Here is a 21,650-nt window from a genome sequence, read left to right as displayed (position 1 = left end):
CGGCTAATAGCCGCTTTTTAAACGTGTATTACAATTATAGCTTTTCAAAATAAAGTGGTTTTCGCTGCTTTTTACCCACTTCGTTCATTGTGCTTGCATCAAATAAGCGCCCATTGATCATGGTGTAATCGACTTTATCTGAATCGCGAATATTTTTCAGCGGATCGCCATCAATAACAATTAAATCGGCAAGCTTACCTACTTCTAGCGAGCCTATATTTTTATCAAGCCCCAAGTATTTAGCAGGGTCAAGCGTAGAGGCTCTAATTGCTTCAAGTGAACTCATACCGCCTTGAGCAAACATCCACATTTCCCAATGTGCACCTAAGCCCTCGCGTTGTCCGTGAGCACCTAAATTTACCAGTACACCTAAATCTTGCAGCTCTTTAGCAACACGGGCGTTATTAAAGTGGTTATAGTGATGATCGGGCGCTTTTACTCGGCGCATAGCACGTGGCAATAGCTGATTTTTAGGCACAAACTTACTTAAACGCGGGTGATTCCACACGTCTGTTTTATCGTACCAGTAGTTTTCTCCCCAAATTCCGCCATAGGCGACAACAAGCGTTGGGGTATAACCAACATCACTTTGCGACCATAATTGTTTTATATCATCGTAAATATGCTCAACCGGAATTGAGTGTTCAATGCCCGTATGCCCATCCACAACCATACTTAAGTTATGTTGTAGCAATGAGCCGCCCTCTGGCACAACCATCATCTCTAGCTCACGCCCTGCTTCAATAACTTGTTGGCGCTGCTCACGGCGTGGCTGGTTATACGATTTAACACTAAACGCCCCAACCTTTTTAAGACGCTCTAAATGAAATTTAGCATCATCTAGCGAATCAATATGCGAGGTGTAACCAGGCATATTTGCTCCATATAAAATGGTGCCGGTAGAAAAAATACGTGGCCCGACAATCATGCCGGCTTTTTGCATTTCACTGGCGGTAAATATTTCAGAGGTATCGTTTGATGGATCATGAATTGTTGTGACACCTAACGCTAAACCAGCATAGTTTTTCCAGTTTTGCTGAGGAATAATTTCATCGCTGGCTTGTGAGCCATGGGCATGCGCATCAACAATCCCAGGCATAATTGTTTTACCTGCTACATCGATAATTTCAGCCCCTTTGGGGATCGTTACCTCATCAGCAGTACCCATTGCTTTTATGCGTTTACCGTCTGTGATGATGACACCATTTTCAATGACTTGCTCACCCTTCATGGTAATAATGTTGGCGCCCTTTAGCGCAATCATGCCCTTTGGTGCAGCCATTTTTTTACTAAAGCTAATATTCTCACCGCTTTTTACTTTAAAGTCGGCATCATCGGCTTTATCAATAGCAAACATACCATCAAGGCTTGCATGGTATAGCTCGGGCCCTAAGCTCCAGTAGAGAGTGTTACTTTGAGCACTCCAACTTATATTTTCCCCCGCACGCACAGACAACTGCTCAATAGGAAACTGGTTATCTTTAGGGCTTATTGTGATAGGTGAGCCGCTTTCTACCAGCGGGGTAACAAATACTTTAAAGCGCTCAGCAAACGCTAAGTATTTACCATCCGGTGAGACTCGAAATTCAGTCGCATGCTCTGATTCGTAAAGTTTACGAACGTTTTTAGTTTCAAGCTCCACAACACTTAGGGTAGGCTTAGGCCAAGGGCTCATGATAAATACACGGTCATTGGCGCTACCAAACTGAGGTTGATAACCACTTTTAGAAATAAGCTCGCTCTCTCCCCCTTTTGCGCTTACTTTATAAATACCTGGGTTGAGTGACCACTTAGGATTTAAAATACTTCCGCCGGTGGCTTTACGATAAACGATTGTTTTGCCGTCAGGACTAAAAGTAGGCTCAATGTATTTACCCGGCTCGCGGGTTATCGCCTCGCCGCGCCCGCTACGAGCAGAGACAACGCGAACAGTACCTTGCTTAGTATCACTCCACGTGGTGTAAACAATCTTTTTACCATCGCGGGAGTACTGCGGGAACAGCTCATAATGATCAGTTTGTTTGGTTAAGCGCTTAATTTTACCAGAGTCTAAATCGCGTTTATAAATATAACCTAATGCTTCAAAAATCGCAGTTTCACCATCGGGGCTAACCTGCACGTTGCGCAACATTTTTACATCAAACTCATCGGTATCTAAATTTTGAGTAAAGCGTACTGCGGTTTGTATTTTTTTACTGGTGTTTACTTTAAAGGGAACACGCGCAACAGCTTTATCATCAACAGCAATTTTATGTATTGAACCGGAAGCCCAAAACACCAGTTCTTCGTTATCTGGGGTCCACGCAATTGTCGGATACACACCATGAATAGCCCAGGTTTCTTGCATATCGCGCTCAAGCTTGTCATAAAGCTTGGTGTGCTCGCCACTGGTTAGGTCGTATAAGTACAAGCTTGTTTGAAAGTCATCACGTCTTATATAGGCAAGCTTTTTACCATCAGGTGAAGGTGTGGGTCTTATCGCACCGCCCATGCCTTGTATTATGGTTTCTATTTCGCCTGTTTCTCTATCGTAGCGCTTAATTTTATAAATACCGGCAACAGAATCTTTAGAGTAGTGAAAGGTTTTACCTGGTGTCGCGTCATGAGAAAAATAAACATAGCGCCCATCTGGTGAGAACATTGGCTCACCTAAGTCTTTTTGGTCGTTCTCACGTTTAGTAAGCTGAACACCTTTACCACCCGCTTTGTGATAGAGCCACACTTCTCCAGCCCCTAGTGAGCGACTAGCGGTAAAGTGTTTGCGTGCGACAAGGTAATCGCCATCAGGGCTCCATGCGGGGCTGTTTAAAAGTCTAAAGGTTTCATCAGTCACAGCGTGTTGATTGCTACCATCAACATCCATAAGCCAAATATTATCACCACCGCCTTGATCTGAGGTAAACGCAATGTGTTTCCCATCGGGGCTAAAGCGAGGCTGCATTTGCCAAGCAATATCTGAGGTGAGTTTAGTTGCTTCACCTCCGCTTATAGGCATAGTGTAAATGTCGCCAAGTAAGTCAAACACCAGCGTGTTGCCATCAGGACTAACATCAATGTTCATCCATGTGCCTTGCTCTGTGCTAATGGTTGCATCTACAAACTCGCCTTTTGGTGAGTCTACCTGCCACTTTTCTTGCTCTTCGTTTGCGTGCGGCTGACCTATTGCAAGGGCGACTGATAAAGCCAGTGCAGTGTGAAGCATTTTTTTCATGCATTTCTCGCTTGTTATTATTGCAGTTAAACTCTCTAACACGATTGCAACAAAAACAGCGCTAACTTGCCAGCGTTATCAGACCAAGTACCAAAAATTAATGCCAAACTATGGGGTCAAATTGGTAGTAATCCACCAGCATTCTATAAATTTCAGGGTCGTGCTGCCTAAGCTGCGCCGGCTTTTCTAAAAAGGTCTCTGTGAGTACTGCAAAAAACTCAGCCTCGTTGGTGGCCCCATAACTATGAATAACGTGAGGCATGTTATAAGCAACATGACTTTTTAACTGCACAAAGGCACGGCTAAACACTCGAGCCCATTCTTTATAAGCATTGGGGGTTTTTAATAATGGAGTGCCAGTGGTTTTTCCGGTTTCTTGGTCTAACTGGTGGGCAAATTCATGAAACACTAAATTATGGCCATCGCTTGGTAAACGGTTGCCTTCAAGTACATCGTGCCAACTTAGCACTAACGTGCCACCAGGCCACGACTCACCTAAGCGTACCGCGTTGTGGTAACTAACCAGCCCAGCACTATCTCGTGTAGATTGCGGCGCATAATACGCACTGGGGTAGAGTAAAATTTCTTTCACGTTTTTATAAAGTGGCCAAGGTTTATTAAGCACTAACACACAGGCATCGGCAGCAACTATCAGCTTCATGGCGGGGGTTAGCTTTAGTCCGTCTCGGCCTAAAAAGCGCTTTTCATTTAAAAACCATATTATGTGGCGCTCAAGCTTGGCTCTGTCGTTATCCGTCATCTTTTTATAGATAGGCATGCAACGAAGGAGTATTTCTTTTTGTTGAGAGTTTAAAACAGCGTTTTTATATTTTTTATTCCAAAGCCAGTTTTGTAGTGCCTGCCAGCGCCAATAAATTACAACAAAAATAGCCAAAGCAAAAATGAGTAGCCCGTTTATCATGGGGACATCCAAAATAAGTTAGTCTCTTATTAATATGTGCGCATGCACTCATTTTCAATCAGATAATTTCTGTGCAATTTCGTCCGCTATTTTTAGCTTTGTATAATGCTTGATCAGCCCGCGATAAAAGACGGTCGTAATCACCGACGTTGGTTGAGTCAGACAAGCCAAAACTGGCTGTTACACTTAACCCCTCACCAATGGCCGAAAAGTCATGCTGTGCAATGCTCTCACGCAGTGCTTCGCATATGATTTTTGCTTCGCCGGCGGTTTTATCTGCAAAAACAATTGTAAACTCTTCACCGCCCCAGCGTGCTATATGCTGGTTTTCTTGGCAGCCATTTTTAAGCAGCTCTGCAATAGTACAAATCACTTTGTCACCAATAATATGCGACCAGTTATCGTTAATCCGCTTAAAGTGATCAATATCCAGTATAGCTATGGCTAAAGGCCGGTTTTGCTGTTTGTAAGTGGCAAAATTATGGGCAAGCCAGCTATCAAAAGCACGCCTGTTAGGCATGTCGGTAAGTTGGTCGTGTGTTGCTTGGTATGCAAACGCATTGGCTTGCGTTTGTAGGTCTTGGGTTTGCTTTTCTACGCGATTAGTCAGCTCTATTTCTATTTTTTTGTAGTGGTATAAACGGTATTTGTATATAGCAAAAATAACCATTAAAAATAATACAAATACTGCAAACTTAAATTGCGGTTTTTGCCAAAAAAATGACTGAATTACAATATTTACAGCTTGCTGATTATCTTGCCACTGTGCGTTAGGGTAACTTGCTCGTACCATAAAGGTATATTCCCCAGGCGGTAAGTTAGTGTACTCAGCACCGGTCATATGTTGGCGATTAACCCATTTATCGTTAAAGCCCTTTAATTGGGTTTGAAAATTTAATCGCTGCGGCATAATAAAGCTCAGCCCTGCATAATGAAACGATAAACGCGATACCCCCGGTGGCAAAAATACCGACTCTCCTTCAAGCGGAAGCGCAATAGGCTTACCATCTACAAAAATATTTTCAATAATGGTCGGCAGCGCAATTTGCGTTGATGCTTGTAAGCGCGCAGGTTTTACAGTACTCACCCCCTTTGCGGTTGCAAACCAAATACTCCCATCGTTATGCGTTACAGCCGAAGGGGTTGAACCTCCATTAGCCTGCGCACTTAACATCCCATCGCCTTCATCATACAGTTGATAGTTGAGCACGGGGGCTTTAGCGCTCGCGGGAGCGTCGAGGATTTGCTGTATATGATTTTTATCGATTTGAATAATCCCGCGGTTGCTCGAGAGCCAAAATGAGCCATTGTGCGGCACCACTTGAAATAGTTTATCGATAGGTAAACCTTGTTCTAAGCCAAGCATGGCCATTTTTCCGCTTGTTAGCTCATAGCGTACTAAGCCTCTATCTGTGGCCATCCAGGTATAGGTATCATCAATATAAAACCCAAACGCATATTGCGCAGAAAACTCACGGGGGAATTCAACCGTTGTAAATTGCTCACTAACAATATCAAATACCACCACCCCATTGCCGGTGCCTACCCAAATATTGCCTGCGTTATCTTCACTAAGTGCAAGTACAAACCCACTTGGTAAGTCTTTTTTATTTGTAAATTGATTTAAGCTGCCACCTTCATTGATGCGCGTCAGCCCCATAGCAGAGCCTATCCACAAACGTTTTTTAGAATCAAATAATAAAGCCCTTACTTCGTTACTTCCAAGGCCAGTGCTACGATTAATAAACGGCGTAAAGGTATTATTAACTACTTTTAAAACACCTGAGGTATACGTACCTGCCCACACGCTACCATCGGGTGCTTCGTGTAAACTGAGCACAGAATAAGGACTGCTTTGTTTAGAGCCTGAAACCAAGGTAGCGCGATTATTTTTTATTATATTTAAGCCAGAGCTTCCCCCCACCCATAAACTACCATCGGAGTGAGAAAGCACTGTGCGGGTATAATCCCCCGCTAAACCTCTTTTTTGGGTCCACGATGAAAACGGCGACTCACGCAGGCGAAACAGCCCGGCGTTAGTGCCAATCCAAATACTGTTTTCTCTATCTTGTAACAAAGATAAAATACGGTTGGCGGGTAATCCGTTATTAGCATCTAACTGCTCTACGCCATCAGGCGATAGCCTAAATACCCCTTTATTAATTGTGCCAAACCATAAGTCTCCATGGTTATCCTCTAATAAGCTAGAAATAGATTCATTGCTAAGCTTTTCATGTATCGGCTGAAACTGCGCATTGGTTTTGATCCACGCGCCTTTTTCGCTTCCCACAATAAGCGAGCCACCACGGGTAATAAATAAGTTATATACAGGTGCATTTGGTAAACCAAAGTGTGGTGTCATTAAGGTCGGTATTTTGTTGTGTATTTTATAAAGGCCTGCACTGGTTGCTGCCCAAATAACCCCATCGTGATCTTCTATAACCCGATAAGCACTTACATTTTTAATAATTGCAAGGTCGGTATCGCTGTTATGTTCACGATAAAACACGCCGTCGTTTTCAAGAGCTAACCATAGGCTTTGATCAGCACTTTCAATTAAATGATTAACCATGGTTGATGCTGAGCGCTTGGTATCCCACTGCCTATGTTGATATAAGCTAATTCCTCCGCGCGACCCCGCTATGTATAACCCACCACTATTTGTGGGAGTGAGTGCCCTTAAACCCGAGTCGGGTAAGTTATTAATATGAGCACGGGTTAATATTGTAAACTCTTGGCCATTAAAACGTGCCAAACCTTCCCATGTAGCAACCCATAAGTAGCCATCTTGGGTTTGCGTAACGCTATTAATACTGTTGTGTGGCAATCCAGAGCGGGTATTCCATGTTTCAGAAAAATAATCACTTAACGGTAAACGGGTTTGCTCTTGGGCTTCACATAAAAACATGACGAAAAAAGAACATATAATGCTTAATTGTCTCATCATCAACTGCCTTAGTTATTCTTTTACTTGTGTGTAAGCGTTTTATCGTTATTTAAAAGGAGTGGGAAAGAATTTACTTGGCACTGAGCACACCAAAATTGTGCGCTCCAACAAAGCGTTAAAATCCCTATACGCATTGGGTGAATACACTAGGGTTTGTTTAAGCGCTAAAAGCGCGTTATTTAAAACTAAACAATAGCGTAAACAACTAATAATACGTGCTAAAAAGCACCTTAAATAAGTCGCTAAAACTTAATGTCGTAAACGTATCAGCTAATCGTTACAAATTAACTTATATCGCCTATCTAACTAAAAATACTACCATAGCAAATAAATACATTGCATTAACTAAATTCAATTAATCTTTACAAAAGTTGTCAATATTGTTTTGTAATACGTTTATAAACGCTGCGACGTGTAAACCGTCCATTAGCGAATGATGCACATCAATCGAAAATGGCATCAGGCCCGTGGTTTTATCGTAATGACCAAACACAAATTTAGGAATACCTAAACTTTTTCCTTCACTAAAGGCATGCGAAAAACTACTAAAATTAAGCCAAGGTAAAACCGATATATGTATCAAATCGGCCTGCCCTTCGGTTTGATTAAACGCCTGAGAAAATAACGGTTGAGATTTAGCATTGGCGCTTATAACTGTGGCGTGCTGAGCAAATTCTTCGAGGCAAGGCGAATAATTAAAGTAACTAAATATAAACGAATCATCGCTAGCAAGCTCGACCACACTGGCTCTTACTTGCTTTAAGCGCCATGGACGTTCATTAATAATTCTTAGCATAATCGGGTTATAAGCGTGGCAAGCTTTTAATGTGGCATGCACATATGCTTGAAAAAAAGACAGTTTATTTTGTTTACAATATTCAAATAAAGGCTTGGCGTTAAGTGTTACGCACACATTAAAATATGGCTGGGTAAAGTTTTTAAATAATTCGAAGTGTTGTTGGCGAGGCCATGTATCAAGGTCGATGGGCTCCATTAAGGCGTTTGTATCAGTCATAATATCCATAAGCTTGTCGTTAACGATTAGGCCGCATTGCCTTAAGGGTCTTGGCCACAAAAAATTACCACGCCACAGAGTATAAACAAAAAAGGCGTACCACTGTACGCCTTAGTTTAAATAAACGGGTAAATTTACAGGCCGTTTTGAATTATCTCTTGCGCTAACTCATCGGCAATCAAGTGCGTTGATTTTTGCTCTTTTTCACTACGGGTGAATATTTCGGTTAAGGTATCAAAAATACCTTCAACATGTTTATTAGACGCCGCCTCACTGTAGCCTTGTGGTGCAGTTTCGTAATACACATTAATAATGCCACCAGCGTTAATAACGTAATCGGGTGCATACAAAATACCTTTTTCACGAAGTACTTCACCGTGACGAGACTGCGCTAGCTGATTATTAGCACACCCAGCAATAATGGTTGCCTTAATACGTGCAATGGTTTCATCATTAATGGTGGCACCTAATGCACAAGGTGCGTATACATCAACATCAAGGTCGTAAATTTCATCAATACCCACCGCCGTAGCACCAAAGTCATTTACTACCCGCTCTACAGCATCTTGATTGATATCTGTTACAAATAATTTTGCACCAGCTTGGGCTAAATGCTTACATAAACCATAGGCGACCGCACCTAAACCTTGTACAGCCACTTTAATGCCCGCACAATCTTGATGTCCGCGTTGGTGCTGTAATGCCGCTTTAATTCCTAAAAACGTACCGTAAGCTGTAAAAGGTGACGGGTTACCGCTTTTCCCTTCCAAGCCCAACACATAATTCGTTTCTTTATTCATTAATGCAACGTCATCACATGTAATGTTTACATCTTCGGCAGAGTAGTAACGGCCATTCAATCGCTCTAATTGACGACCAAAAGCTCGAAATAACTGCTCTGATTTAATCTCTTTTGCATTGCCAATAATAACTGATTTACCACCACCAAACGGTAGGCGAGCAACCGCATTTTTATAGGTCATCCCTTTTGAGAGACGTAAAACATCGTAAACGGCATCTTCATCGTTGGCATAGTCCCACATTCTACAACCACCAACAGCAGGGCCAAGGTTAGTATTATGTACGGCAATAATTGCTTTTAAACCTGACGCTTCGTCAGAACAAAAAACCACTTGTTCGTGGTTATCAAATTCAGCTTGATTAAACACAGCCACTGTAATTACTCCAAAATAGTTTACCCGTGAGAGGGATGAGCGCTGGAAATTGACGAAACTTTACCACTTCATTTTTAAGGGTGCCACATAATGAGAAGTTAAACCCGCAAAAAGCGAGCCTTGTGAATTAATAAATCTAAATAACAATAAAATATGGATATAAAATTTAACAAAAGGCATATAAATTAAATTTAAAGCTAACAACGCCATTAAAAAGCGCCCTCATATTTACGTGAACGTAAAGGTAACGCCAAGTGTAAACCTTGTATTACACAGCTTCCCTCCAAGCAAAGGCGCACAGTGTATAGGTTTATGAAGAAAAAAGCAGATTTACCACAACTGGTCTGAGGTGTTTATTTGAAGGGGCAATTTGCGCTTTTTTAATATTTCATAAAACAAACACAAAAAAAGCGAGCCTAAGCTCGCTTTTTTATTAGATTACGTAAACCTTTATTTAAGCTTACCGTCTAGCTCTTCAATTTTAGCTTTCCAAATTGCAGGGCCTTGCGTGTGTGCGTTAGCACCTTCGCTGTCTACGGCAACCGTAACTGGCATATCTTCTACTTCAAATTCGTAGATTGCTTCCATACCTAAATCTTCAAAGGCAACCACGCGTGCTTTTTTAATTGCTTTAGATACTAAGTATGCCGCACCACCTACAGCCATTAAATAAACCGATTTATGCTCTTTAATCGACTCAACTGTAGCAGGACCACGCTCAGCTTTACCTATCATGCCTACAATGCCGGTTTTTTCTAGCATCATATCGGTAAATTTATCCATACGTGTTGCAGTTGTAGGGCCTGCAGGGCCTACAGCTTCATCACCTACAGCATCAACTGGGCCAACGTAATAAATAAACTTATTATCAAAATCAACGCCCTCAGGTAAACCTTCACCTGAATTGATCATATCTTGTAAGCGTTTATGGGCAGCATCTCGGCCTGTTAAAATAGTGCCTGAGAGTAAAACAGTTTCTCCCATTTTCCACTCGCGGGTGTCTTCTTTAGTTAACGTATCTAAATTAACACGGCGAGTTCCTTCACCTACTTCAAACGTCACTTCTGGCCAGTCTTCTAGCTTAGGTGCTTTTAAATCTGCAGGGCCTGAGCCGTCTAGTGTAAAGTGTACGTGGCGCGTAGCTGCACAGTTAGGGATCATCACAACAGGTTTTGATGCCGCATGCGTAGGCGCTGTTTTTACTTTAATATCAACAACCGTTGTTAAACCACCTAAACCTTGCGCGCCAATACCTAGCTTGTTAGCACGTTCAAAAATTTCTAAACGCAGTTTTTCTTCCGTTGTTTCTGCACCGCGCTCCATAAGCTCATGAATATCAACCGGGTCCATTAACGACTCTTTTGCCATTACCGCTGCTTTTTCGGCGGTTCCACCAATGCCTATACCTAGCATGCCTGGCGGGCACCAACCAGCGCCCATTGTTGGTAGCGTTTTTTCTACCCATGCAGCAACATCGTCAGATGGGTTTAGCATAACCATTTTACTTTTGTTCTCTGAGCCGCCGCCTTTCGCTGCAACCATTACTTCTACTTCGCCACCCGCCACTAAATCAATGTGTACAACTGAAGGGGTATTATCTTTAGTGTTTTTACGTGTGCCAGCAGGGTCAGCTACAATAGAAGCGCGTAGTGGGTTATCTGGATTTAAATATGCGCGACGTGTGCCTTCATCAACCATTTGTTGTACGGTTAAATCTGTTTTATCCCACTTAACATCCATCCCTACTTTTACAAAACAGGTAATAATACCCGTGTCTTGACACAATGGACGCTTGCCTTCAGCCGACATACGCGAGTTAATTAAAATTTGCGCGATTGCATCTTTTGCAGCCTTGCTTTGTTCTTTGTTGTAGGCTTTTTCTAGCGCTTGAACAAAATCAAGGGGATGATAAAAAGAGATATATTGCAACGCATCTTCAATGCTATCAATAAAGTCTTGCTGACGGATTGTACTCATAGTGGTTCCTTAAGTTAGCGTTACGCTTAAGCGTAATCTATACCAAACCGGTGACGGTGGTTTGCACTGTTTTAATTACAACGTAGATTTGATACTAAACGCTGCCAAAAAAATTTGACTTATGATACCCTCCCAGCCCGTTTCGAGCCAGTTCTTAAAGGGGCAGTAAATGCTAAACAATGAAAAAAATTGTGTAAAATTAGCCATAACACAAAACTGCATTGATGTTTTCGCGCATTTTGCGCATTTACCCTATGCCGTATTACTAGACTCAGCCAATAGCGAGCACATAAATAGTCGCTTTGATATTATTGCGATAGAGCCTCACGCTATTTTAGAAGTAAACAACAATCAAAGCCTATTTAATCAGCAGCTTGACTCGCGTAGCCCCTTTACAATAATGAACAAAGAACTAAGTAAACTTAGCGCGCAAAAAGCCGCTAATAACCTGCCTTTTAACGGCGGCTGGCTTGGTTATTTTGGTTACGATTTAGGGCGTATTATTGAGCACATGCCACGCACGGCAAAACACGATATAACATTGCCACAAATGGCCATTGGCCTTTATTTAGATGCGCTGATATTTGATAAACACCAGCAAAGCTGGTTTTACGTTTCTCAGCCTAGGGTGAACCGTTTAGCGCTTTACCAGCAATATTTAGCAAACGATGTAGCGCCTGCACAGTTTTCGCTCACCAGCGATTGGCACTCAAATATGAGTGAGCATGAATACGCTGACAAATTTGCGCAAATACAAGATTATTTAAAAAGTGGTGATTGCTATCAAATCAACCTAGCACAGCGCTTTAGTGCCGGTTTTAAAGGCGACCCTTTCCAAGCCTACAAAGTATTACGTGAGGCTAATAAAGCGCCATTTTCTAGCTTTATTAACCACCCACATGGCGCCATTTTATCAATATCGCCAGAGCGCTTTATTGCAGTTCACGACAATATCGTTGAAACAAAACCCATCAAGGGCACTTTGCCACGCATGGCCGACGCAATCGCAGACCAACAGCAAGCCAGAGCCCTTGAAAACTCAACCAAAGACCGCGCAGAAAACGTAATGATTGTTGATTTACTGCGTAACGATTTAGGTAAGGTTGCAAAACCCGGCTCTGTAAAGGTGCCCTCACTTTTTGCTATTGAGAGCTTTCCGGCAGTGCATCACTTAGTGAGTACCGTAACGGCAGAGCTAGATGAAAGTAAAACGTGTGTTGATCAACTTGAAGCAGCATTTCCCGGAGGGTCAATCACCGGCGCGCCTAAAATTAGAGCGATGGAGATAATTGAAGAGCTAGAGCCTCATAGGCGTAGTATTTACTGTGGCTCTATAGGGTATTTAAGCGCCTGCGGTAATATGGACACCAGTATTACAATCCGTACATTGGTTTGTCATAACGAACACATTTATTGCTGGGCCGGTGGTGGTATTGTCGCTGATTCTAAAGTCGAATTGGAATACCAAGAAACATACGATAAAGTGAATAAAATACTTCCTTTATTAAAACAGTAGAACGCTTTGAATAGTGAACATATTATGGCGCGGTTTCAGCTAAGCCCTACTGCCGCGCCAAATCAAATAAAAGATAGCCGTAAAAAGCGTGCCAGTGCGGTTATGCTGCCTATTATTGATGTTGATAACCACGCGCACATTTTATTGTGCAAACGCCCTACTTATTTACATCATCACCCTGGGGAAATTTGTTTACCCGGCGGTAAGTTTGAGCAAAGCGATAAACACCTGCGCACCACAGCGCTTCGAGAACTACACGAAGAGCTTAATATAGCGCCAAGTAATGTTAAAGTGCTCGGGCGGCTGCCACAATACTCTACCCTAACTGGCTTTAGCATTAGCCCATTTGTGGGTTTACTTGATAAACACACAGTATGGGAGAACGATTATAATGAAGTGCAAGCTAGCTTTTTACTGCCGCTTACCCAGCTTTCAAACGAGGCAAATTGGCGACCCATTCCTTTTCAACGTTTTGGCAAAACCATCACCTTGCAAGGGTTTAGTACACCGCACGGATTACTGTGGGGAGCAACGGCTAGCATTATAAAAAACTTTACAAAACAGCTTGCCCTACCAGTGTAAAACTTACTGCCAAATAGTTACATAATATAGAATTAACGTTATGATACTCGACCGTTCAAAGAACAGCTTTCGGGCTGAGTAAATAAAGTAGAGACCCATAGTATGATCAGTGCATTTGATATGTTTAGCATTGGTATTGGCCCATCGTCGTCACATACCGTTGGCCCAATGCGTGCCTCGCGCTTATTTGTTAATGACCTACAAGAGCAACAACTTTTAACCTCTGTTACCGATATAAAGGTAGAGCTTTATGGCTCACTGGGTCAAACCGGCGTAGGCCATGGTTCTGGTAAAGCCGTTATATTAGGGCTTGCCGGCTACGACCCAGAAACAATAGATGCCGATTTAGTTGACGATATCCTTGCCACCATTGAAAAAGAGCAAGTGATATACCTCAACCATACCCATAAAGCGAACTTTCCTAAGCAAGGGGCTATTGTTTTTCATCGCCGCAAAACCTTACCTAAGCACTCTAATGCAATGGAAATTATTGCCTCAAACAATGGCGAAAAAGTATATAGCAAAGTGTACTACTCTATTGGCGGCGGCTTTATTGTTACCGATGAAGAATTTGAAAACGAAAAACAAGCAGCCCTTGATATACGCGAGCAAAACCCGGCTCCTTACCCGTTCGAAAGTGCAAAAGATTTACTAGAGCTGTGTAAAGAATCAGGCTTTAGTGTATCTACTTTAATGATGCATAACGAAAAAACGCTGCGCAAAGAAGACGATATTAAAGACGAGTTGTTTAATATTTGGCAAGTAATGAAAGCCTGTATTGAACGTGGCATGCGCACCGAGGGAATTTTACCAGGTGGTTTAAAAGTTAAACGCCGTGCACCTAGTTTGTATTTAAAGCTAAATGTAGAAGTGAGTAATGACCCACTCAGAGCAATGGATTGGGTGGATTTATTTGCCTTAGCTGTAAATGAAGAAAATGCCGCGGGTGGGCGCGTAGTCACGGCGCCAACAAATGGTGCTGCGGGTATATTGCCGGCCGTTTTAATGTACTACCACACATTTATTAAAGAAGTAGACCGCGACATAGCCACACGCTATTTATTAACCGCAGCGGCGATTGGTATTTTATACAAAAAAAATGCCTCTATTTCGGGCGCAGAAGTAGGCTGCCAAGGTGAAGTAGGTGTAGCCTGTTCAATGGCTGCCGGCGCACTCACCGAAATTGTTGGTGGTAATGTAGTACATGTTGAAAACGCCGCCGAAATAGGCATGGAACATAATTTAGGCCTAACCTGCGACCCTGTAGGCGGATTGGTTCAAGTACCGTGTATTGAGCGCAATGCCATGGGCGCCATTAAAGCAATTAATGCCTCTCGCCTAGCAATACGTGGCAGTGGCGAGCAAAAGGTGTCGCTTGATAAAGTGATTAAAACCATGCTCGATACCGGTAACGACATGAAAACCAAATATAAAGAAACCGCACGCGGTGGATTAGCGGTAAACATTATTGAATGTTAAGCGTATAAAAACAAAAAACCGCGTATTTTAGCAATACGCGGTTTTTTAGTATTTGTATTCTTAAAGTCTTACTATTTTACCGGCAGTTCTATGTCGGCAAATAACGCATCAACATCATCTTGATTACGTAATAAGCTGGCTCGCTCTACTCGCTCTTTAGTTAAATGCGGGGCAAAACGCTCAATAAAGTCATACATATAAGTACGTAAAAAACTGCCCTTTCTAAAGCCAATTTTAGTTGTGCTAGCTTCAAATAAATGGCTGGCATCAATACACACTAAATCTGTGTCACTTAATTGATCAACGGCCATTGAAGCGACTACACCTACACCTAGCCCTAACCTTACATAAGTTTTAATTACATCGGCATCGGTTGCAGTAAACACAATGTGCGGCTCAAGGCCGTGCGCGTTAAATGCTTTATCAAGCTCAGAGCGCCCAGTAAACCCAAATACATACGTAATAAGCGGATACTGCGCTATATCAGCAACGGTTAAATTGTCGGCCTTTTGTGCTAGTGGATGATCTTTTGCCACCACAATGCTGCGGTTCCAATGATAGCAAGGCAGCATAACTAAATCTGAGTATAAATGAAGTGCTTCAGTTGCAATGGCAAAGTCTGCGTCACCGCGCGCTGCCGCATCAGAAATCTGTTGTGGTGTACCTTGATGCATATGCAGTGAAACAGCTGGGTATTTTTTCATAAAGCCCTGAATAACACTTGGCAAAGCATAACGAGCTTGCGTATGTGTAGTGGCTATATTTAGTTTACCCTGATCAGGCAGCGTGTGCTCATTAGCAACCGCTTTTATACCTTCGACTTTAGATAAAATTTCGCGAGAAATGTTAATTATTTCTTCGCCGGCACCTGTAACATGCGTTAAATGCTTACCACTGCGGCCAAAAATTTGTACACCTAGCTCATCTTCAAGCATGCGCACTTGTTTAGATATACCAGGCTGTGAGGTAAATAAACTCTCAGCAGTTGCTGATACGTTTAGCTTATGGTTTTGAACTTCTACAATGTATCTAAGTTGTTGTAATTTCATGGTTGCAGTTTTTAACGTTATTATTAAGCTTATATGATGGTAATACTAAGCAAAACCAAGTTTAATTTAGCTAAAACTTGGCAAAGTAAGCACGTATATTTTCATTATTTAAGCATTAAGGCTAGCATAATAAACCCGCTGCAGATAGCGATGTTTATTCAGGTTCAACTTATAATACATTATTCTTATATCTAATTTTTAACATATTTTTAAGTTAATCAGCGCAAAGCTACCCTCAAAGCATATATTTGATGTAATATAAAAAAATAGATTATGAATCCGAGAATTAAGCCATGATCGTTTCGATTATAATTGTGCTTATAGTGGCACTGATAGTGATTGCACTGTGGGTAAGCGCTGTACAGCAGCATAAAGAAAAGCAAGAAATTGAACGTCGCAAAGAATTAACAAAACAAAAAGCGATAATTGAAGAAACCGAAGAAGCACTTATGAATAGCGCTAATATTCCGCTTTCTGAAAATATTATACGCGTTTTACAACGTAGATGTTACGAAGCACTAAACGCTATGGTGAACCATTCACCTAATTCTAAAGCATTAAAAAGCAGAATGAACGAAGCTAAAGAAAAGCTAAGTGGTGCAGTGCAAGGTAATAGCAGCGACAATTTATCGTTACCAAGTAACGATAAGCAGTTAGTCTCGTTAATTCAGGGCATAAAAAAGCTTAGAGTTATTATGCGCTCTGAGCACAGTAAAGGCCGTGTAGATAGCCAAATATTTGCAGCAGAAGATAAGCGCCTAGAAAAGTTACAACTTAGAATTAACATAGAAAGCCAAATTAAACGCGGTTTATCTGCTCGCTCAGCGAGCATGGTGGGCTCTGCCAGGCAATATTTTGAAAAAGCCTATGCCACACTTAGTGCCGTTGCCTATTCTGATGAATACGTAAACGCAAAACGCCAAGAAGTTGAAGCCTATTTAGAAGAAATAAGCACCGAACTAAAAGCATCAAATGCCACTGCCCTGAAGAAAAAAGCAGAAGCAGAGCAAGATGACTTAGACGTATTATTTGCACCTAAAAAGAAATGGTAATTTAAAATACCCAAAAGAAAGCCCATACATAATGTATGGGCTTTTTTGTATCTGTTAAGCTATTTTTACCAATGGATAAATACTAACGTATTTTGAGGCGCTAACTACGTTATAAACGCTCATTTACCACAACATAGATACGCAAGGTATAACAATGCAGTGGCAATGAGTGATAGCCACTAAATAATAAATGTTTACCCACCCTCAAACTAAGCCTCTTAGCTAAAAGAATGGGTATTAGCTATTACGATAAAAATGCAAACTTGATAATAAATAACGCTGTTAAAATCCACACGCTAATACTAACCTGATCGCGTTTACCACACAGTACTTTAACCGCAGTATACGATATAAAACCAAGAGCAATACCATGCGCAATAGAGAATGTAAGCGGCGTCATAAGTAGTACCACACTTACCGGAATTGCATCGCTCATGTCATCCCAGTTTACAAACTTAAGGTTTTGCAGCATTAATACCGCAACGTATAAAATAGCACCCGCTGTAGCATAAGCCGGCACCATTTGCGCAAGCGGCGCAAAAAACATCATTAGTAAAAAGCATATCCCCACAACAACAGCTGTTAAGCCAGTACGCCCACCAACCGATACACCGGCTACAGACTCAATATAAGAAGTAGTGGTAGAAGTACCTAACATTGCACCTGCAATAGTAGCTGTACTATCTGCACTTAAAGCACGCCCTAAACGTGGCATATTGCCTTTTTCATCGGCTAAGCCTGCTTTTTGAGTTACCGCAACTAACGTGCCTGATGTATCAAATAAATCAACAAACAAAAACGCAAAAATTACACTCAGCATAGAAAGCTCAAAGGCCGCTGCAAAATCAAGTTGCATGAAGGTAGGTAAAATAGACGGTGGCATTGACATTACGCCGTGGTACTCAACTAAGTCGAGGCTTAACGCAATGCCCGTTACTAACAAAATGCTAATAAGTACGCCGCTTTTTATATCACGATAAAGCAAAGCAGCAATGACAAAAAAGCTTAAAATAGCTAATAAAGGACCTGCCGATGTAATATCGCCAAGCTGTACTAATGTAGCTGGGCTTGAAACAATAATGCCTGCATTTTTAAGCGCAATTAACGCTAAAAACGCACCAATACCAGTGGCAATAGCCTGCTTTAAAACCAAAGGAATAGCATTAATTATCCACTCTCTGACCTTAAACAAACTTAATATTAAAAATATACAGCCAGACATAAATACTGCACCTAATGCAGCTTGCCAGCTATAACCCATACCCAGTACAACACCGTAAGTAAAAAATGCGTTTAAGCCCATGCCCGGCGCAAGTGCTAAAGGGTAATTAGCCCACAATCCCATAATAAAACAGCCAATAGCAGCCGCAATACAGGTAGCAACAAATGCAGCACCTTGATCCATGCCTGCTTCCGCAAGCATTGCAGGGTTTACAAATACAATGTAAACCATAGTAATGAAAGTAGTGATTCCAGCAATGCTTTCGCGTCGCACATTGGAGTTATTTTCGCGGAGTTTAAATAGAGCTTCGAGCATAATAGACTTGTGATAGTAAAAAGTGACGTGATTTTACCATAAAATTAAGTATAAACAGGACATTTTACCTTGCGATATACTAAACTATTGACGTAGAAACTATAAAAAAGAAAATATATGAATAAGACTCAGCCTAGCGGACAAGACTTAGAGCAGCAATTAAACAATATTTTAGATTTTGTAACACAGCCTACAAACCACAGCGCTGAAAACAATAGTGATGTAAGTGAGCAAACAACACTTAACAAAGCACTGTATTATTTAAAGCATAACCAGGCACCGTTGGCAGCTAAGTGGATGCGCCTTGCCGCAATGGCCGGAAATCATCGCGCCCAGTTTTATTTAGGGTTATTTTTTGTCAAAGGCCAAGGCGTACCTAAAAGCGTATTTCACGCAGCAGCATGGCTGAGTTTAGCCAGCAGCCAAGGCTATGAACCGGCAACCGCTGCTTTAGATGATTTAAGAAAATATATCGACACCAAACGTCTTAAAGACGCTCAGTGCTATGCAGCCAGTTTGTATGAGCAAATCCACCAAATTCAGTTTGCCCACTTAATCCCAAAAAATGACTAACTACTGTATAGCTAACAGCTAAGCACTGTAAAACACACTGAAATAACTGTATAGCCATCCCTTAAGTACTGTATAGCGCTGCTACACTTTATACAGTACTGCAAACACCCTCAGCTTTCACCTACACGCCTTAAATTATAACCCACTGTTTTAAAAGTGTTATTTTTATTCTTTATTTTTTAAAACAATTAATTGTATAAAAAATAACAAAAAACGCTTGCACACAACAACTGTATAAACTACTGTATACACGTACTGTATATAAACCCAGTGAGTGAGACCTATGCTACAGCCAATTACCGTAAGAACCGTTAAAAGCTACCAACAACATGATGAAAGTGAGTCGGTAAACTTAATAAAAGTAGAAGATGAAATTTCTGCTACGTTTGAAATGCTAAAAGTGTTGCACCAATACAATAGCTCTAACGCGTGGACCTTACTGATTGCGCCCGACCATGTGCCAAGTAAAGCCTTGCTAGATAGCTGCTCTATAGATACCAGTAAACTGCTTGTAATAAGACAAAAGCATTTAGTAAATTTAGAGTATGTGCTTAATTCAGCACTTCATAATGGTAACTTTGCAGCCATTATTACGTGGACCGATATAGTAAGTGAGCAGCAGCTTGTTAATTTATCGCTTAATTTAAACAAAAGAAGCGCTAAGCTATTTTGCTTTACTAAAAAAACCAGCACTACAGCAATATCACTTACTCAATAAGCTTGGTAAAATACATTTTTAATTTATGTTAATTAGTATTTTATGAGTGTAACCAGTACTAGCGCTTGCTTATGCAACAGTCAGCTTAATTATGGCGACTGTTGCCAGCCTTATCATCTTGATATAAAAACCCCAGCCACACCTGAGCAACTAATGCGTTCGCGCTTTAGTGCTTATGCATTAAAAAATGCATCTTATGTATTTAAAACTTACGCCAAAGAAAAACAAGCACAAAACCCAGTAAATGAAATTGCTGACTTTGCCAATAGCTGCCGCTTTGTAAAATTAGTTGTGCGCGATACGCAGCAAAGTGATGAGCGAGGTTATGTTGCCTTTAATGCGTATTATTTTTACCAAAACTTATATTGTGAGTTGGATGAGAAATCAGACTTTATAAAAGAGGACGGTGAATGGCGTTATTTAGAGGGTATTATTAATCCGGTCGCCGATATAAAAGTTGCCAGAAACGACCCCTGCCCATGTGCAAGCGGTAAAAAATATAAAAAGTGTCACAGTGTATAAAATAAGCTAAACACTTAACATAAAAATAGCTTTTTATTTAAGCGCTACTCTATACCACTAAACATGTTAATAACTGCCATAAACAAAAAATGGACCATCTAGGTCCATTTTCTACAATATTGCTATTGGTTATTCATCATCATCTAGATCGAACGATTCACGCTGCGCAGGTCTAGCTAAAATCTCAACATAGAATGAAGTAAGCGCCTGCTTTTCGATTTCGCTGATCTTGTTGTTAATTTCAGCTACGTGAACGACTTCGGCATCATCGGCACTTGTGCCAAACTTACAGTCAAACGCCCAGTAATCAGCTTCAACAGGTAGCGTTTTATTGCGCTCTCTTTTCAAATATTTTTTCACTTCATGCTTTGCAGCATCAACCATACGAGGGTATTTGATTTTCTCATGATTTAGCGTGAATGTTTTCTTCATTACGTTCCTAATTACCTTGATTTAATGATAATGGCACTCAAGTCATACCATTTGCAGCCATTATAGCAATTGCATTTAATTTGTGGATGCTTTTTTTAAACAAAAAAAGAATTGTTCTATTTTATTGCATAACCGATTATTAAACATAAGGTGTTTTAGGCTTTTAAAACGCACAAGTGTTAAATTATTTTTATGCGTTAGCAACAAGCAATGGCTTATGTATAGCCTCATTAGTTAAATCGTCATAAAATGCTGCGGCGTCCATTTGTGGGCTTGCAAGCGCGGTGTGCGTGTCATTTAAGCGCCTGCGTACTGATAGTTCACAATTATCGATTACTGTTAAAGGAATATGAAACTTGTCATCTCTAATCGCTAGTGGCTCAGGATTTAAGCAGTGGCTTAATTTTATTGCTTTCATGCCTGTTTGCTCGCCTTGTTGAACAATCACCGACGCGTGCTCTTGCCCTATGGTCATATCATATTTTTCGGGAGCTAATAATTGCTTTGGTCCAGCACCAAAGCGCTCCCTTAACTGTTCTTCGTCTACATAAGCACTATGCGTTTCACTTGTTGGCAAGTGAAATTGACTAAAATCCAGCGCATCGTGCGATAGCATCGCTAATAAAAGTGAAAATTCGCCTCTGCGATTTTCATGCACACTTTTATTTAGCCTGGTCTTTAGTTGACTCTCTGTGATTAACAAATCATCGATTTGCATAGTCTTTAGCCGATTATGATAACTGATAGATATTTATCGGCTTTATTTCAAATTTCTTTAGCTTTTTTCTTTACTTAAATACGCAGTTTGCTATTATCAGCGCCGTTGCATTGGAGGGGTTCCCGAGCGGCCAAAGGGATCAGACTGTAAATCTGACGGCTCAGCCTTCGCTGGTTCGAATCCAGCTCCCTCCACCACTCTTCTCATCACTAACGTATTATGAAC

At 41.2% G+C, this 21,650-nt stretch carries 17 protein-coding genes and 1 tRNA gene; 8 read left to right on the top strand and 10 right to left on the bottom strand.

Annotation, left to right across the window (positions count from 1 at the left end; genetic code table 11):
• Positions 1-34: 34 nt before the first annotated feature.
• The 6 genes from CWC04_RS15345 to CWC04_RS15320 all read right to left on the bottom strand — a co-directional run bounded on the left by CWC04_RS15345 (position 35) and on the right by CWC04_RS15320 (position 11,247).
• Positions 35-3,211 carry an amidohydrolase family protein gene (locus CWC04_RS15345; protein WP_138685834.1) on the bottom strand — a complete coding sequence of 1,059 codons (3,177 nt, stop codon included), beginning with the start codon at positions 3,209-3,211 and terminating at the stop codon, positions 35-37.
• A gap of 97 nt (positions 3,212-3,308) precedes the next feature.
• Positions 3,309-4,133 (bottom strand): M90 family metallopeptidase, encoded by an 825-nt coding sequence (locus CWC04_RS15340; RefSeq protein ID WP_004588146.1) that lies wholly within the window; start codon positions 4,131-4,133, stop codon positions 3,309-3,311.
• A gap of 58 nt (positions 4,134-4,191) precedes the next feature.
• The gene (locus CWC04_RS15335; RefSeq protein ID WP_349304524.1) at positions 4,192-7,080 is read right to left on the bottom strand and encodes a ligand-binding sensor domain-containing diguanylate cyclase; all 2,889 of its coding nucleotides are present in this window, start codon (positions 7,078-7,080) and stop codon (positions 4,192-4,194) included.
• Between the two features lie 355 nt (positions 7,081-7,435).
• Entirely contained in the window at positions 7,436-8,074 is a 639-nt protein-coding gene (locus tag CWC04_RS15330) for a CatA-like O-acetyltransferase (protein ID WP_138685840.1), read from the bottom strand.
• 155 nt (positions 8,075-8,229) lie between these two features.
• Positions 8,230-9,270: a Leu/Phe/Val dehydrogenase gene (locus CWC04_RS15325; protein WP_138685833.1), complete on the bottom strand. Its 1,041-nt coding sequence runs from the start codon at positions 9,268-9,270 to the stop codon at positions 8,230-8,232.
• 450 nt (positions 9,271-9,720) lie between these two features.
• Entirely contained in the window at positions 9,721-11,247 is a 1,527-nt protein-coding gene (locus CWC04_RS15320) for a fumarate hydratase (RefSeq protein WP_004589406.1), read from the bottom strand.
• 169 nt (positions 11,248-11,416) lie between these two features.
• Here CWC04_RS15320 and pabB point away from each other — a divergent pair, with 169 nt between their 5' ends.
• The 3 genes from pabB (at position 11,417) to CWC04_RS15305 (ending at position 14,824) form a co-directional block, all read left to right on the top strand.
• Entirely contained in the window at positions 11,417-12,763 is a 1,347-nt protein-coding gene (pabB, locus tag CWC04_RS15315) for an aminodeoxychorismate synthase component I (protein ID WP_138685832.1), read from the top strand.
• 6 nt (positions 12,764-12,769) lie between these two features.
• Positions 12,770-13,345 carry an NUDIX hydrolase gene (locus CWC04_RS15310; RefSeq protein WP_249326165.1) on the top strand — a complete coding sequence of 192 codons (576 nt, stop codon included), beginning with the start codon at positions 12,770-12,772 and terminating at the stop codon, positions 13,343-13,345.
• A gap of 102 nt (positions 13,346-13,447) precedes the next feature.
• A complete protein-coding gene (locus CWC04_RS15305) occupies positions 13,448-14,824 on the top strand; it encodes an L-serine ammonia-lyase (RefSeq protein WP_138685831.1) in 1,377 nt (458 codons plus the stop codon).
• Between the two features lie 71 nt (positions 14,825-14,895).
• Here CWC04_RS15305 and cysB read toward each other — a convergent pair whose 3' ends face one another.
• Entirely contained in the window at positions 14,896-15,873 is a 978-nt protein-coding gene (gene cysB, locus CWC04_RS15300) for an HTH-type transcriptional regulator CysB (protein WP_004589402.1), read from the bottom strand.
• Between the two features lie 293 nt (positions 15,874-16,166).
• Between cysB and CWC04_RS15295 the strand changes: the two genes are divergently transcribed.
• Positions 16,167-16,925 carry a hypothetical protein gene (locus CWC04_RS15295; protein ID WP_138685830.1) on the top strand — a complete coding sequence of 253 codons (759 nt, stop codon included), beginning with the start codon at positions 16,167-16,169 and terminating at the stop codon, positions 16,923-16,925.
• Positions 16,926-17,169: 244 nt separating this feature from the next.
• On the opposite strand, the gene CWC04_RS15290 is transcribed toward CWC04_RS15295, so the two are convergent.
• Entirely contained in the window at positions 17,170-18,462 is a 1,293-nt protein-coding gene (locus tag CWC04_RS15290; RefSeq protein WP_004589400.1) for an NCS2 family permease, read from the bottom strand.
• Positions 18,463-18,579: 117 nt separating this feature from the next.
• On the opposite strand from CWC04_RS15290, the gene CWC04_RS15285 reads away from it, so the two are divergent.
• From CWC04_RS15285 to CWC04_RS15275, 3 genes are all read left to right on the top strand, one after another.
• Positions 18,580-19,035, top strand: coding sequence for a tetratricopeptide repeat protein (locus CWC04_RS15285; protein ID WP_055254982.1), 456 nt, complete (start codon positions 18,580-18,582; stop codon positions 19,033-19,035).
• Positions 19,036-19,318: 283 nt separating this feature from the next.
• On the top strand, positions 19,319-19,753 hold the full coding sequence (locus CWC04_RS15280) for a SulA-like leucine-rich domain-containing protein (protein WP_024032354.1): 435 nt from the start codon (positions 19,319-19,321) through the stop codon (positions 19,751-19,753).
• 42 nt (positions 19,754-19,795) lie between these two features.
• A complete protein-coding gene (locus CWC04_RS15275) occupies positions 19,796-20,275 on the top strand; it encodes a YchJ family protein (protein WP_029774254.1) in 480 nt (159 codons plus the stop codon).
• A 129-nt stretch (positions 20,276-20,404) separates the two neighbouring features.
• On the opposite strand, the gene CWC04_RS15270 is transcribed toward CWC04_RS15275, so the two are convergent.
• Together CWC04_RS15270 and CWC04_RS15265 are read right to left on the bottom strand one after the other, a co-directional pair.
• Entirely contained in the window at positions 20,405-20,707 is a 303-nt protein-coding gene (locus CWC04_RS15270; RefSeq protein ID WP_004589192.1) for a DUF6172 family protein, read from the bottom strand.
• A 190-nt stretch (positions 20,708-20,897) separates the two neighbouring features.
• Positions 20,898-21,425 carry a VC2046/SO_2500 family protein gene (locus CWC04_RS15265; RefSeq protein ID WP_138685829.1) on the bottom strand — a complete coding sequence of 176 codons (528 nt, stop codon included), beginning with the start codon at positions 21,423-21,425 and terminating at the stop codon, positions 20,898-20,900.
• Positions 21,426-21,537: 112 nt separating this feature from the next.
• Between CWC04_RS15265 and CWC04_RS15260 the strand changes: the two genes are divergently transcribed.
• Positions 21,538-21,622 (top strand) — tRNA-Tyr (locus tag CWC04_RS15260).
• Positions 21,623-21,650: the final 28 nt, after the last annotated feature.

The sequence above is a fragment of the Pseudoalteromonas sp. S2893 genome, from assembly GCF_005887105.1.
In the GTDB taxonomy this organism is placed as follows: domain Bacteria; phylum Pseudomonadota; class Gammaproteobacteria; order Enterobacterales; family Alteromonadaceae; genus Pseudoalteromonas; species Pseudoalteromonas atlantica.
This window is presented reverse-complemented; position numbering and strand designations above follow the sequence as displayed.

Coding starts and splice junctions, on each gene's coding strand:
- CWC04_RS15345 (WP_138685834.1), bottom strand. CDS start 3,211: ATGAAAAAAATGCTTCACACTGCACTGGCTTTATCAGTCGCCCTTGCA.
- CWC04_RS15340 (WP_004588146.1), bottom strand. CDS start 4,133: ATGATAAACGGGCTACTCATTTTTGCTTTGGCTATTTTTGTTGTAATT.
- CWC04_RS15335 (WP_349304524.1), bottom strand. CDS start 7,080: ATGATGAGACAATTAAGCATTATATGTTCTTTTTTCGTCATGTTTTTA.
- CWC04_RS15330 (WP_138685840.1), bottom strand. CDS start 8,074: ATGGAGCCCATCGACCTTGATACATGGCCTCGCCAACAACACTTCGAA.
- CWC04_RS15320 (WP_004589406.1), bottom strand. CDS start 11,247: ATGAGTACAATCCGTCAGCAAGACTTTATTGATAGCATTGAAGATGCG.
- pabB (WP_138685832.1), top strand. CDS start 11,417: ATGCTAAACAATGAAAAAAATTGTGTAAAATTAGCCATAACACAAAAC.
- CWC04_RS15305 (WP_138685831.1), top strand. CDS start 13,448: ATGATCAGTGCATTTGATATGTTTAGCATTGGTATTGGCCCATCGTCG.
- cysB (WP_004589402.1), bottom strand. CDS start 15,873: ATGAAATTACAACAACTTAGATACATTGTAGAAGTTCAAAACCATAAG.
- CWC04_RS15295 (WP_138685830.1), top strand. CDS start 16,167: ATGATCGTTTCGATTATAATTGTGCTTATAGTGGCACTGATAGTGATT.
- CWC04_RS15290 (WP_004589400.1), bottom strand. CDS start 18,462: ATGCTCGAAGCTCTATTTAAACTCCGCGAAAATAACTCCAATGTGCGA.
- CWC04_RS15285 (WP_055254982.1), top strand. CDS start 18,580: ATGAATAAGACTCAGCCTAGCGGACAAGACTTAGAGCAGCAATTAAAC.
- CWC04_RS15280 (WP_024032354.1), top strand. CDS start 19,319: ATGCTACAGCCAATTACCGTAAGAACCGTTAAAAGCTACCAACAACAT.
- CWC04_RS15275 (WP_029774254.1), top strand. CDS start 19,796: ATGAGTGTAACCAGTACTAGCGCTTGCTTATGCAACAGTCAGCTTAAT.
- CWC04_RS15270 (WP_004589192.1), bottom strand. CDS start 20,707: ATGAAGAAAACATTCACGCTAAATCATGAGAAAATCAAATACCCTCGT.
- CWC04_RS15265 (WP_138685829.1), bottom strand. CDS start 21,425: ATGCAAATCGATGATTTGTTAATCACAGAGAGTCAACTAAAGACCAGG.